Annotated in this window: 13 protein-coding genes and 3 tRNA genes; 7 read left to right on the forward strand and 9 right to left on the reverse strand. The window is 60.6% G+C overall.

Translation table 11 applies throughout. The annotated features are described in order from the left end of the window. Window positions 1-250: 250 nt before the first annotated feature. A complete protein-coding gene (gene greB / locus WCA53_RS04700) occupies window positions 251-811 on the reverse strand; it encodes a transcription elongation factor GreB (protein WP_423906113.1) in 561 nt (186 codons plus the stop codon). 138 nt (window positions 812-949) lie between these two features. Here greB and WCA53_RS04705 point away from each other — a divergent pair. After that, window positions 950-1026: transfer RNA gene (locus tag WCA53_RS04705), tRNA-Arg, on the forward strand. Window positions 1027-1085: 59 nt separating this feature from the next. Beyond that, window positions 1086-1162, forward strand: a tRNA-Arg gene (locus tag WCA53_RS04710). Window positions 1163-1276: 114 nt separating this feature from the next. Here the strand turns inward: WCA53_RS04710 and WCA53_RS04715 are convergent. The 5 genes from WCA53_RS04715 to WCA53_RS04735 all read right to left on the reverse strand — a co-directional run bounded on the left by WCA53_RS04715 (window position 1277) and on the right by WCA53_RS04735 (window position 6196). Further along, the gene (locus tag WCA53_RS04715; protein ID WP_423906116.1) at window positions 1277-1768 is read right to left on the reverse strand and encodes a phage protein NinX family protein; all 492 of its coding nucleotides are present in this window, start codon (window positions 1766-1768) and stop codon (window positions 1277-1279) included. Window positions 1769-1844: 76 nt separating this feature from the next. After that, window positions 1845-4208, reverse strand: coding sequence for a RelA/SpoT family protein (locus WCA53_RS04720; RefSeq protein ID WP_423906151.1), 2364 nt, complete (start codon window positions 4206-4208; stop codon window positions 1845-1847). Window positions 4209-4318: 110 nt separating this feature from the next. Next, window positions 4319-4525 (reverse strand): DNA-directed RNA polymerase subunit omega, encoded by a 207-nt coding sequence (gene rpoZ, locus WCA53_RS04725; RefSeq protein WP_423906119.1) that lies wholly within the window; start codon window positions 4523-4525, stop codon window positions 4319-4321. A gap of 56 nt (window positions 4526-4581) precedes the next feature. Further along, window positions 4582-5256, reverse strand: coding sequence for a guanylate kinase (gmk, locus tag WCA53_RS04730; protein WP_423906122.1), 675 nt, complete (start codon window positions 5254-5256; stop codon window positions 4582-4584). 7 nt (window positions 5257-5263) lie between these two features. Beyond that, window positions 5264-6196 (reverse strand): YicC/YloC family endoribonuclease, encoded by a 933-nt coding sequence (locus WCA53_RS04735; protein ID WP_423906127.1) that lies wholly within the window; start codon window positions 6194-6196, stop codon window positions 5264-5266. Between the two features lie 342 nt (window positions 6197-6538). Here WCA53_RS04735 and rph point away from each other — a divergent pair, with 342 nt between their 5' ends. From rph to WCA53_RS04760, 5 genes are all read left to right on the forward strand, one after another. Continuing rightward, window positions 6539-7300, forward strand: a complete 762-nt coding sequence (gene rph, locus WCA53_RS04740; protein WP_423906131.1) for a ribonuclease PH — start codon at window positions 6539-6541, stop codon at window positions 7298-7300. After that, window positions 7293-7907 carry an RdgB/HAM1 family non-canonical purine NTP pyrophosphatase gene (gene rdgB / locus WCA53_RS04745; RefSeq protein ID WP_423906134.1) on the forward strand — a complete coding sequence of 205 codons (615 nt, stop codon included), beginning with the start codon at window positions 7293-7295 and terminating at the stop codon, window positions 7905-7907. The genes rph and rdgB overlap by 8 nt, the downstream gene beginning before the upstream one ends. Next, window positions 7904-9127: a radical SAM family heme chaperone HemW gene (gene hemW / locus WCA53_RS04750; RefSeq protein ID WP_423906137.1), complete on the forward strand. Its 1224-nt coding sequence runs from the start codon at window positions 7904-7906 to the stop codon at window positions 9125-9127. The genes rdgB and hemW overlap by 4 nt, the downstream gene beginning before the upstream one ends. 50 nt (window positions 9128-9177) lie before the next feature. Continuing rightward, window positions 9178-10368 (forward strand): MFS transporter, encoded by a 1191-nt coding sequence (locus WCA53_RS04755; RefSeq protein ID WP_423906154.1) that lies wholly within the window; start codon window positions 9178-9180, stop codon window positions 10366-10368. 53 nt (window positions 10369-10421) lie between these two features. Further along, window positions 10422-10511: transfer RNA gene (locus WCA53_RS04760), tRNA-Ser, on the forward strand. Window positions 10512-10613: 102 nt separating this feature from the next. Here WCA53_RS04760 and WCA53_RS04765 read toward each other — a convergent pair. The 3 genes from WCA53_RS04765 to WCA53_RS04775 form a co-directional block, all read right to left on the reverse strand. Beyond that, window positions 10614-10865, reverse strand: coding sequence for a DUF4148 domain-containing protein (locus tag WCA53_RS04765; protein WP_423906140.1), 252 nt, complete (start codon window positions 10863-10865; stop codon window positions 10614-10616). Between the two features lie 483 nt (window positions 10866-11348). Beyond that, window positions 11349-11633: a BrnA antitoxin family protein gene (locus WCA53_RS04770; RefSeq protein WP_423906144.1), complete on the reverse strand. Its 285-nt coding sequence runs from the start codon at window positions 11631-11633 to the stop codon at window positions 11349-11351. Continuing rightward, window positions 11593-11865 carry a BrnT family toxin gene (locus tag WCA53_RS04775; RefSeq protein ID WP_423906148.1) on the reverse strand — a complete coding sequence of 91 codons (273 nt, stop codon included), beginning with the start codon at window positions 11863-11865 and terminating at the stop codon, window positions 11593-11595. Before WCA53_RS04775 ends, WCA53_RS04770 begins: the two co-directional genes overlap by 41 nt. Window positions 11866-11893: the final 28 nt, after the last annotated feature.

Here is an 11893-nt window from a genome sequence, read left to right on the forward strand (position 1 = left end):
CTGTCGAAGCGCACGGACGTGTACCTGCAAGGCGAATACGTTCACGCAATCGACCTGGGCGACTCGGGTATCGGTGCTCCGATCAACGGTGTTGGCATGTCGTCGACCCCGAATCAGGTTTCGGCAACGGTTGGCATTCGTCACCGCTTCTAAATCTGCTTGAAGATTTCACCGATGTAAAAAAAGCCACCTCCGGGTGGCTTTTTTCGTTGGAACACACTTGCATGCGTTTCAGGTTCTCGTCGGCGTTTCAGGTTTTCGCCGGATAGCGCACGTCGAGAATATCGATTTGTTGCAGACCGGCTGGGGTGTGCAGCGTGACCGTATCTCCGACCTTGGCCTTCAGCAACGCCCGTGCGATGGGTGAAATCCAGCTTACGTGCCCAACGTCGAGATTCACCTCGTCGACACCCACGATCCGCACCGTGTGCGGCTCCCCGTCATCGCCCGCGTAATCCACCGTCGCACCGAAAAACACCTGGTCGACGTTTTCCTGGCGGCTGCTGTCCACGACTTCTGCCTTGTCCAGCCGCTTGGTCAGAAAGCGAATTCTCCGGTCAATTTCCCTCAGCCGCCGCTTGCCGTAGATGTAATCGCCATTCTCCGATCGGTCCCCATTGGATGCCGCCCAGGACAGCAACTTGACGACGTCAGGCCGCTCGACGTCAAGCAGGTGCAGCAACTCGTCGCGCAGTCGCTGATGCCCGGCCGGCGTGATGTAGTTTTTCGTGCCGGCAGGAACGCCCGCCGGCTGTTCGAGGTCGACGTCTTCGTCGTCCTCGTCCGATTCTTTGACAAAGGCTTTGTTCATGGTGCAAACCGCTCAAAATGACGTAAACATTAGCGAGATAGCTCCAGTACAAGGTAACACGAAGGTCATCGACATTACACAAATCAGGGAGAAACCCTTCCTTTTTTGGGAGAGCTTGGCTATACTCTCGGTCTGCGTGCGGCTGTAGCTCAGATGGATAGAGTACTTGGCTACGAACCAAGGGGTCGTGGGTTCGAATCCTGCCAGCCGCACCACTTATTTGAAGTACATTAGTTCGAAGTAAAATAGCGTTTTCAGCGTCATCGTTTCATGTGCGGCTGTAGCTCAGATGGATAGAGTACTTGGCTACGAACCAAGGGGTCGTGGGTTCGAATCCTGCCAGCCGCACCACTTTTAAGAGGGCCTTCCAAATCGGAAGGCCCTTTTTGTATTGGGCCGCAGCGTTATGTTGTATTGAGGTTGTATCGAGCCTCGTTGAAGCGCGCCATCAACCCCACTGCGGGCTCACTGCCGCGCCGCTGAGCCGATATCGCCGATACGCCCGCCCGGCGTCGGCGCATCGACCGCCGAGGCCGCCCCTCTGCCCTCACCGAGGGTCTCCGCCCGTCCGCCAAGCAACAATTGTGATCGGCGAGGAAATTCGTCGTCGACATGTTTTCCAAACGCATGCTGCACGAAGGCGCGCAGCAGCGCTATGCGCAACGACGGGCCGCGCCCCTCAACGGCTGCGCCTGCCGAACCAAAGACAGCTTTGCACACGACTTCGCCGCGCCCGTGGTCCTTCATTTCGAGCCGGCATGCGCGCTCAAGCACGACCGATGCCGCTTCCCACGACGTAGACGGCAGGAACCGGCCGTCCCACGCGCGCCCTCGATCGTTGCCGCGAATGGCAAGCGTTTGGCCGCCGTCGGTGAAATGAATTTCGCGGATGAAGTCGTGCAAGCCGCGCGCGACCCAATAATCGAGTTCGGCGCCATCCAGTCCTGATGTTTTCATTTGTGCCCTCCATGTACGCGTAGATGCTGTACAGGCACGCCGCACGCGTTCCAGCGAATGGTCGCCAGCGGGTGGATCAGTAATCGCCGCGTTCGCGATCGATCCGCATGCCACCTTCGGAATTGCGATGATGCGGCTCGTCACTCGGCCGCTCGCGCGCAATGCGCATCACGTCAGGATTCGTCCGTACCCGCCGCATGACGTTCGCCAAGTGCACGCGGTCACTGACCTGGATAACGAAGCGCAACACCGTGGATTCCTGCGTGACGTCCTCGTCCATGGCGATGTGGACGATGTTGGCATCGGCGGAAGTGATGTCGGCGGCCACGCGGGCAAACACGCCCTTCGTGTTGTTGACGAGCACCTTGATTGAGACATCGAAGAGACGACCAGGCTGCGGCGCCCACGCCACGTCGATCCAACGGCCCGGATCGCGCTTGTGAATTCGCTGCGCGACGCGGCATTCCGTGGTGTGGATCGCCATGCCAAGCCCGATGCCGATATAGCCCATGATGTTGTCGCCGGGAATCGGGCGGCAGCAAGCGGACAATTGCACCGACATGCCTTCAGTGCCGGTGATCACGACGGGCGGCGCCGTGTTCGTAGTAAAGCTTTCGCGCGGAGAATCGTCGTCGCGGCCAGTCATGAGCACTTCGATACGCTTCGCCATGACGGCAGCCACGCGCCGGCCCAGGCCGATATCCGCGAAGATTTCCTGACGGCTCTTGTTTCCCGTCCACTGCACGAGCCGTTCCCAGACTTCCGGCGTCACTTCGGAAAGTGCCAGGCCGTAGCCCTTCAAACTTTGATCGACAAGCCGTTCGCCCAGTTGCACCGACTCGTTGAGCCGCATGGTCTTCAGGTAATGACGAATGGCCGAACGCGCCTTGCCAGTACGCACAAAGCCGAGCCACGCGGGATTCGGTTTGGAATACGGCGCCGTGATTACTTCCACGATATCGCCGCTCTTCAACTCGGTCCGCAGCGGCAGCAACTCGTTATTGATCTTCACCGCGACGCACTGATTGCCCAGGTCGCTGTGGATCGAATAAGCGAAATCGAGTGCCGTCGCGCCGCGCGGCAGCGGCATGATCTTCGATTTCGGCGTGAATACATAGACGGCGTCGGGGAACAGGTCGATCTTGACGTGTTCCAGGAATTCGCTGGAGTCCCCTGCTTCGCTCTGAATGTCGAGCAGCGACTTCAACCATTGATGCGCACGCATTTGGACATCGTTCAGGTCCGCGCCGCCATTCTTGTACAGCCAGTGCGCGGCCACGCCCGCTTCGGCGATCTCGTGCATCTTGCGCGTACGGATCTGGAACTCGATCGGCGCGCCAAACGGACCGACCAGCGTGGTATGCAACGACTGATAGCCGTTGACCTTTGGAATCGCGATGTAGTCCTTGAACTTGCCCGGAACCGGTTTATAGAGCGCATGCAGCGCGCCGATGCACGTATAGCACTCCAGCGCGGTATCCAGCACCACGCGGAAACCGTAGACGTCGAGCACTTGCGAAAACGACAACTGCTTGTCACGCATCTTCTTGTAGATGCTGAAGATGGTCTTCTCGCGACCGGTCACGTCCGCCGTGATCTTGGCGTCTGCGATCGTGCGTTGCACCGCTTCCAGGATCTTGCCCACCACCTCACGCCGGTTCCCACGCGCGGCTTTTACCGCTCGCTCAAGCGTGGCGTACCTATGGGGATTGAAGTTCGCGAAGCTCAGATCCTGCAATTCGCGATAGGTGTTGTTCAGCCCGAGCCTATGCGCGATCGGCGCATAAATGTCGATGGTCTCGCGCGCCACGCGACGGCGCTTTTCCGGCGGCACTGCACCCAGCGTGCGCATGTTGTGCAGCCGGTCCGCCAGCTTGACGAGAATGACTCGCACGTCGCGCGCCATGGCGAGAAGCATCTTGCGGAAATTCTCCGCCTGCGCTTCCTCGCGATTGCGGAACTCCATCTTGTCGAGTTTCGATAACCCGTCAACAAGTTCCGCGACCTTGGGGCCAAAGCGTTCCGCGATTTCGGTCTTTGTCACGCCCTGATCTTCGATCACGTCATGCAGCAACGCCGCCATGATCGATTGATCGTCGAGCTTCCAGGTGGCGCAGATCTCCGCGACCGCGACCGGATGGGTGATGTACGGCTCGCCACTCTGCCGATATTGCCCGAGGTGGGCTTCATCGCTGAAGTGGAACGCAGCCTTGACCTGCTTGATTTCTTCCGGCGAGAGATAGCTGAGCGCACCCGTCAGTTTCGCAATGGAAACGACGTCATGGCGACGCGGCTTTTCCGGCGTTGCAGTCGGCCCGAACAGATGGCGAAACGACTGTTCGAGGACTGCGTCGATGTACTTGCGTGCGTCCGACGGCGAATCTCCGTCGGGGTCGTGCGCGTGGGGGTCCGTCGGTACGAGGTCGTTGTCCGAACCCACGGAGACGGACGATGGAACAGGATTCAAGGTCGTCTCCGTGGTTAATCGTTTAGTTGCCGTGCAGTTGATCGTGCGGTTGCGGCGGAATTAACGAGCCAGTACGAAAAGCTTCAAACCGGCACTTTCTTGAGCATCTCGACGCCGACAAGCCCTGCCGCGATCTCGCGCAGCGCGACGACAGTCGGTTTGTCGCGACTGCTTTCGAGCTTTGGCGTATGGCCTTGAGCGAGCTGACGCGCGCGGTACGTTGCTGCGAGCGCGAGCTCGAAGCGGTTCGGGATCAGTTTCAGACAGTCTTCGACGGTGATGCGGGCCATGGTTGATTCCTTCTCGATATGTTCTTCATTCTACCTTATGTGACCGGAAAGCCCGTTCACTCGGCGTGCGGCGAGTGTATGCCCAGCTCCACGAAGAGCTGTGTATAGCGGGCATACTGCGATCCGAAACGCAGCCGCGTGGCAGCGACCAGGCATTGCAACTCAGCGAGTGCGCGTTCGAAATTCTCGTTGATCAAAACGTATTCCGCTTCGGGCGCGTGCGCCATTTCGCTGCCGGCTGCCAGCAAGCGCCGCACGATCACATTAGGCGCATCCTGGCCGCGCTTTTTCAGGCGATCTTCGAGCGCATCCAGCGACGGCGGCAGGATGAAAATCTCCACCGCATTGCGAAAGCGCTTCTTGACCTGTTGCGCGCCTTGCCAGTCGATTTCAAGCAGCACATCGTGGCCGCTCTTCATCTGCTCTTCAATCCACACGCGCGACGTTGCGTAGTAATTGCCGTGCACTTCCGCGCTTTCGAGGAACTCGCCGGCCGCGTGACGCGCCATGAAGTCATCGACGGAAGCGAAATGATATTGCACGCCGTTTTCCTCGCCCGGGCGCGGGTCGCGCGTGGTGTACGAGACGGACAGGCGGATCGCTTCGTCTTGCGCGAGGAGCGCGTTGACAAGCGTGGACTTGCCCGCGCCCGAAGGCGCCACGACCATGAACAAATTGCCAGGATAAACGCCGGCATAAGTGTTGCGCTTCGTTTGATTAGTTTCGCTCATCAATGCATTACTCCAGGTTCTGCACTTGCTCGCGCATTTGTTCGATGAGCAGCTTGAGCGCCATCGACGAATCGGCGAGTTCCTTTGCTGCTGCCTTCGAGCCCAGCGTGTTCGCTTCGCGGTTCAGCTCCTGCATCATGAAATCGAGCCGCTTGCCCACTTTTCCGCCCTTTTGCAGCACGTGACGCGTTTCCGTCAGATGCGCGGTGAGGCGCTGCAATTCTTCGGCGATATCAATACGAATACCGTATATGGTCACTTCCTGGCGAATCCGTTCAGCGATTTCCTCGCGCGGAATGCTGGTTTGCGTGCCCTCGGGCGCGACCAGGCCGAGCGCTTCGCCCAGCCGTTCGACAATTTTCTGCTGATGCTTCGCAATCAGTTCCGGCACGAGCGGCGTGATGCGCGCGACGATCGCTTCCATCTCCGTCACGGCCGCGATCAGCACGGTGCCCAGCGCCGCGCCTTCGCGCGCGCGGACATCGATCAATTCGGCGATTGCCTGCTTGCCGCATGCCAGCACGGCTTCCCGCAAGGTTTCCGCCGATACCCCGCTCTCCGACAAAATGCCCGGCCAGCGCAGGATTTCGCCGGTGCGCATGCGTTCGGCATCGGGGAAAATAGCCAGCACCGAGCGTTCGAGCGCGGCGAGCTGCGCCAGCGCATCGCGATTCAGCGCGCCGCCGATCGTAGTTTGTTCGGCGCGATTCAGGTTGATGCGGATGTCGACCTTGCCGCGCGACAGCTTGTTCATCAGCATTTCGCGCAACTGCGCCTCACACGCGCGGACGTCTTCAGGCATGCGGAAATTCATGTCGAGGAAGCGCGAATTGACCGTGCGCAATTCCACCGATACCCCCACGCCCGAACCATTGGCGCCCGTGCCGTCCGACGCCACTTCGCGCGTCGCGCTGGCGTAGCCTGTCATGCTGTAGATCATTGTCGCGTCTCGTGATTGAAGCCGTGCGCATGAAAATCGCGTGAGCGATACACCGCAACAGCCAGTTCGCTTCGATGCGCCCGGCGCGAAGCTGCTCAAAGTGGCACGCAATTGTGGCCGGGCGAGGAAGCACGCATTATCCCATTTTTGCCGATAACGTCTGTTGGACCGCGCTCCCGGCGATACCTCGCGTCAAAGCCCCGACAGACGTCCATCCCGAATACGGATAAAATTGCGGCCTTAGGCGCCGGCCTTATCGTCCTTTACGGTCTTTCCAGCGTCCTGCGTTGTAGAAAGCGCTTAACGGCCGCGCCCCCGAACTCCCCCACCATTGCGCCCTCCATGACCGACTCCACCTTGAATCCGTCCGCCTCGCTTGCCCGTCCAAGCGGCCGCCTCGCGGATCAGTTGCGCGACGTGCGCATCACGCGCCACTACACGAAGCATGCGGAAGGCTCCGTGCTGATTGAATTCGGCCATACCAAGGTGATCTGCACCGCGAGCGTCGCCGAGCGCGTGCCTGAATTCCTGCGCGGCCGCGACCAAGGCTGGCTCACCGCCGAATACGGCATGTTGCCGCGCGCGACCCACACGCGCAGCGATCGCGAAGCTGCGCGCGGCAAGCAAACCGGGCGCACGCAGGAAATCCAGCGCCTGATCGGACGCGCGCTGCGCTCGGTCTTCGATCTCAACAAGCTGGGTGCACGGACGCTGCATATCGATTGCGACGTGATCCAGGCCGATGGCGGCACGCGCACGGCGAGCATTACGGGCGCGTTCGTCGCGGCCCACGACGCGGTGTCGAAGCTGCTCGCGGCCGGCAAGATCGCGGAGTCCCCAATCAACCAATTCGTTGCGGCGATTTCCGTCGGCGTGTATGCGGGCCACCCGGTCCTCGATCTCGACTATGACGAAGATTCGCAATGCGACACGGACATGAACGTGGTGATGACGGGCGCGGGTGGCTTCGTGGAAGTTCAGGGAACGGCCGAAGGCGTGCCGTTCACGCGAAGCGAAATGGACTCGCTGCTCGCCCTGGCGCAAAGCGGTATCGAAACGTTGATCGCGAAGCAAAAGGCCGCGTTGGAGTTGCTCGGTGTCTGATTCAGCCTTGAAGCGCGTGGTGCTCGCGTCGAATAATGCCGGTAAGTTGCGCGAGTTCGCCGCGTTGCTCGGGGCCGCCGGCATCGAACTCGTCACGCAAGGCGAACTTGGTGTGACCGAGGCCGAGGAACCGCACGCCACCTTCGTCGAAAATGCGCTCGCGAAGGCGCGGCATGCGTCGCAGGCAACGGGACTACCCGCGCTCGCCGATGACTCCGGCCTCTGCGTTCGTGCGTTGCGTGGCGCGCCCGGCGTGTATTCGGCACGCTATGCGCAGCTCGCCGGCGGCGAGAAAAGCGACGCCGCGAACAACGCGCGACTCGTCGCCGATCTTGCGCAGGTCAGCGATCGCCGCGCGTACTTCTTCTCGGTGCTCGTGCTCGTTCGTCACGCTGCGGACCCCGAACCGCTGATCGCGGAAGGCCGTTGGCACGGCGAAGTAATCGACGATGCGCGCGGCGCGAACGGCTTTGGCTATGACGCGCATTTTCTCGTGCCATCGATGGGAAAAACGGCTGCCGAACTCGATCCCGCGATCAAGAACGCCCATAGCCATCGGGCAATTGCGCTGCGTGCGCTGCTCGCTCGCATCAAGGAAACATTGTGACGGGAAGCTCAAACGGTCCGCAAGCTATCAACGTGGTGAAAGCGTTCACGTCGCCGGGAAAGATCCGCCTGACGTCGCTGCCGCCGCTATCGCTTTATGTGCACTTCCCATGGTGCGTGCGCAAGTGCCCGTATTGCGATTTCAATTCGCACGAGTGGAAGGGCGACGCATTTCCCGAGGACCGCTATCTCGATGCGCTGCGTGCCGATCTCGAACGCGCGCTGCCGCTGGTCTGGGGCCGGCAGGTGCATACGATATTTATCGGTGGGGGGACACCGAGCCTGTTGTCGGCCAAGGGACTGGACCGGTTGCTCTCCGACGTGCGCATGCTGCTGCCCCTCGATGCCGACGCCGAGATCACGCTCGAAGCGAATCCCGGCACGTTCGAAGCGGCGAAATTTGCTCAGTTCCGGGCGAGTGGTGTGAACCGTTTATCGATAGGAATCCAAAGCTTTAACGAAACGCATTTGAAGGCGCTCGGCCGGATTCACGACGCAACGCAGGCGCGCCAGGCCGTGGAAATCGCGGCGAGGAATTTCGATAACTTCAATCTGGATCTGATGTTCGCGCTGCCCCGGCAGACGCTCGATGAATGCCGCGCGGATGTCGAGACCGCGATCAGCTTCGCGCCGCCGCATCTATCGCTGTATCACCTGACGCTCGAACCGAATACGCTGTTTGCAAAGTATCCGCCGCCCGTTCCCGACGACGACGCTTCCGCCGACATGCAGGACTTCCTGCATGAGCGCACGCGTGCGGCCGGCTATGAGCGGTATGAGGTTTCCGCCTATGCGCAGCCTCATCGGAAGAGCCGGCACAACCTGAACTACTGGCGTTTCGGTGACTACCTGGGCATTGGCGCCGGAGCACATACGAAGTTGTCGTTTCCGCAAAAAATCGTGCGGCAGGTGCGCTACAAGCATCCGACCACTTATATGGACGAAGCGCTCGCAGGCGCTGCGATCCAGGAAGAAACCGAAGTCGGGCCGCGCGATCTGCCGTTCGAATTCATGTTGAACACGTTGCGGCTGGTCGAAGGATTTCCGGTCCACTCGTTCAACGAGCGAACCGGGCTTGCCATGTCCGCCATCGAACCGGCGCTCGTGGAAGCGGAAAAACGCGGCTTGATCACGCGCGATACGGAGCGCATAGCGCCCACGCCTCGCGGTCAGGATTTCCTCAACGACCTGCAAGCGCTGTTCTTGAAGGGCGATAGGTGATCGACCCCGAGGTCAGCGCGTTTTCGCCGGCACCGCCCGGCGGCTCCGTCATGCGTCATCGTCCGTTTGCGCTGTTCTGGAGCGCGCGGGTGATGTCGTCGATAGCATTCCAGATGATGTCGGTCGCGATCGGCTGGCAGATTTATTCGATCACGCATAGCGCGTTCGCGCTCGGACTCGTCGGCCTCGCCCAGTTCCTGCCGATGTTCGTGCTCACGCTCGTGGTCGGCCATGTCGCGGATCGATACGACCGGCGCACGATCGCGCTCGTGTGCCAGGCGATCCAGGGCGCAGCGGCGTTGACGTTGTGCATCGCGACCTGGCGCGACGCGACGAGCGTCGGGTTGATCTACACGCTGGCCGCGATCGGGGGCGCGGCGCGCGCATTCGAATCGCCTTCGATGGCCGCGCTCCTGCCCAACCTGATCCCGCGAGCGCAATTGCAATTCGCGACCGCCTGGTCCACGTCGGCGAACCAGACCGCGCAGATACTCGGCCCTGCAATGGGAGGGTTGCTGTACGGGCTCGGCGCGCTCCTGGTGTACGGCGTGGTGTCGGTTGCATTCGCCGGTGCGGCGTTGGCACTCGCGTCGATCAGGATCGAACAGGCGGTGCGGATGCGCACGCCGTTGACGATCGAATCGTTGTTTTCGGGAATCGCATTTATTCGCAGCAAGCCGGTGATCCTGGGTGCGTTGTCGCTGGATTTGTTCGCCGTCCTGCTCGGCGGTGCGACGGCGTTGTTGCCCGTTTTCGCCCGCGATATCCTTCACGCCGGGCCGTGGGCGCTTGGCGTGTTGCGCGCCGCGCCCGCCGTCGGGGCATTGGCCGGATCGATCTATCTGGCGCATTTTCCATTGCGCCGTCGCGCGGGGGCGGCATTGTTCGGCGGCGTTATTGCGTTCGGGATTGCAACGATCGTGTTCGGCGTGTCGCGCAATATCTATGTTTCGCTGCTTGCACTTGCCGCGCTAGGTGCGTCCGATGTAATCAGCGTCGTCGTGCGCACATCGCTCGTCCAGTTGCAGACGCCCGACACTATGCGCGGGCGTGTCGGCGCGATCAATTCGCTGTTTATCGGCACGTCGAATCAGCTCGGTGAGTTTGAATCGGGCATGACGGCGGGATTGTTTGGCGCGGTTCCTGCGGTCTTGATCGGCGGCGTGGGGACGATTGCCGTGGCCCTGCTGTGGATGCGCTTTTTCCCAGCGTTGCGCGCAACAAAGTCGCTGGGCGGATGATGGCATTCGCCTCCTCAACGCCGGAAAAGTTGCGCTACAATACGCGCCTTGCTGGAAGCGTGGCCGAGCGGTTTAAGGCACTAGTCTTGAAAACTAGCGACGGGGTGACTCGTCCGTGAGTTCGAATCTCACCGCTTCCGCCAGCCCCTACCCTGCAACAGCAATCCATCGCATCTCGCTAACCCTTGCCCCGCAAGGCTTCTGGCAAAAACCTCAAATAGAATCGATCGGAATCAAAGGCGTCCCTACTGCGACGATCCGCTGACCGCCGGACCATAACCGGCGGCTCCGTTTTGCGCGGCCACGCGCGCTTCTGCAGCCTGGATGTCGGACGGGTACTTGGAACGATTCACGGCCGACGGGTGGTAACCGGCCTTTTCAAGTTGGACGAGTTCCGCGCGCACTTGCGCACGCGTCATGGGTTGATTCTGCGCAAAGGAAGCGATGGACACGCCGAAGACCGCCGAGACAATGATTACTGGGATTAGATACTTCACGATGACACCTCCGAAGATTGTTTTTCCACGGCGATAAACAAACTTCATTTAGGGTCGTTAAACCCATTCTAGTAAATCGTCGATACGGGTTGGCGCCCGAATTGGCGATTTGATATTGCTTGATTCGGGCTCTCAAAGCGGTGCGGGCTGCGACAAAAGTCAGTTGTCGTCTGAGCGGACGGGCGGTCGCTCATGCGGCGCCGGTTCTTCTTTATCTGCGTCTGGACCAAGCGGTTCGGTCTGCGGCCCCGAAGCGGGGAGCGGCTTATCTGGCGTCGCGGGTTGCACGGCAGGGTTTGTGGCAGGGTCTGATGGCATCACGCTCTCCCGATCACTGGGGACATTCCACCTTCAGATTAGCCCCCGTTTGACTCGGTCGCCAGCGTCGCGTCGCGGCGTTTGAAATTATCGATATCGGCAGCAACGAGTTCGCGAACTTCACCGTGTTCGTCAACCATGGGCTCACGCGCTGGCAAAACCCCTTCACTTCTGCAAAACCAGCTCATCGGGCGAATGCGTCTTTAGCCAATCCGCCAACGCCGCATTCAACCGCGACTGCCAGCGCGGTCCCGTCGCGCGAAACGCTTCGAGCACGTCGTTATCCAGCCGCACCGTCGTCGGCGTCTTCGAACTACCGACCGGTCGCCCGCGCCTCACCACCTTCTCGCCATCACGCAACTCCGCGCCGGCGATCCAGTCATCGGTAATCTCGGGTGCGTCGTCGGGATCAACCCAGGTGCGGGGCAAGTTTTTTACATTCGCGTTCATTTGCGTTCCTCATGCTGATGATGCGGCGGTCCGCGCCGCGCGGAGTCCAGACCACGACGACCATGCGACCGGTGAGCCAACCGGCGGTCATGTAGCGCGTCTCTCCGTAGTCAACGCGCGTGTCCGGCTGCGTAAGCGTCAAACCCGAAAACAGGTCCGCCGCCAGCGCAAAGTCCAATCCCCGTTCCATCAGCGTCTTATCGCGCTTCGCGCTATCGTAGACGATTTTCATGCAATTATTGTACTAACGATAATTGAAA

It is taken from the genome of Caballeronia sp. (genome assembly GCF_049581465.1).
Taxonomy (GTDB): Bacteria; Pseudomonadota; Gammaproteobacteria; order Burkholderiales; family Burkholderiaceae; genus Caballeronia.

Excerpts from the sequence above, each read along its gene's own strand:
- greB (WP_423906113.1), bottom strand. The coding sequence starts at position 811 with ATGAACAAAGCCTTTGTCAAAGAATCGGACGAGGACGACGAAGACGTC.
- WCA53_RS04715 (WP_423906116.1), bottom strand. The coding sequence starts at position 1,768 with ATGAAAACATCAGGACTGGATGGCGCCGAACTCGATTATTGGGTCGCG.
- rpoZ (WP_423906119.1), bottom strand. The coding sequence starts at position 4,525 with ATGGCCCGCATCACCGTCGAAGACTGTCTGAAACTGATCCCGAACCGC.
- gmk (WP_423906122.1), bottom strand. The coding sequence starts at position 5,256 with ATGAGCGAAACTAATCAAACGAAGCGCAACACTTATGCCGGCGTTTAT.
- WCA53_RS04735 (WP_423906127.1), bottom strand. The coding sequence starts at position 6,196 with ATGATCTACAGCATGACAGGCTACGCCAGCGCGACGCGCGAAGTGGCG.
- rph (WP_423906131.1), top strand. The coding sequence starts at position 6,539 with ATGACCGACTCCACCTTGAATCCGTCCGCCTCGCTTGCCCGTCCAAGC.
- WCA53_RS04755 (WP_423906154.1), top strand. The coding sequence starts at position 9,178 with ATGCGTCATCGTCCGTTTGCGCTGTTCTGGAGCGCGCGGGTGATGTCG.
- WCA53_RS04770 (WP_423906144.1), bottom strand. The coding sequence starts at position 11,633 with ATGAACGCGAATGTAAAAAACTTGCCCCGCACCTGGGTTGATCCCGAC.
- WCA53_RS04775 (WP_423906148.1), bottom strand. The coding sequence starts at position 11,865 with ATGAAAATCGTCTACGATAGCGCGAAGCGCGATAAGACGCTGATGGAA.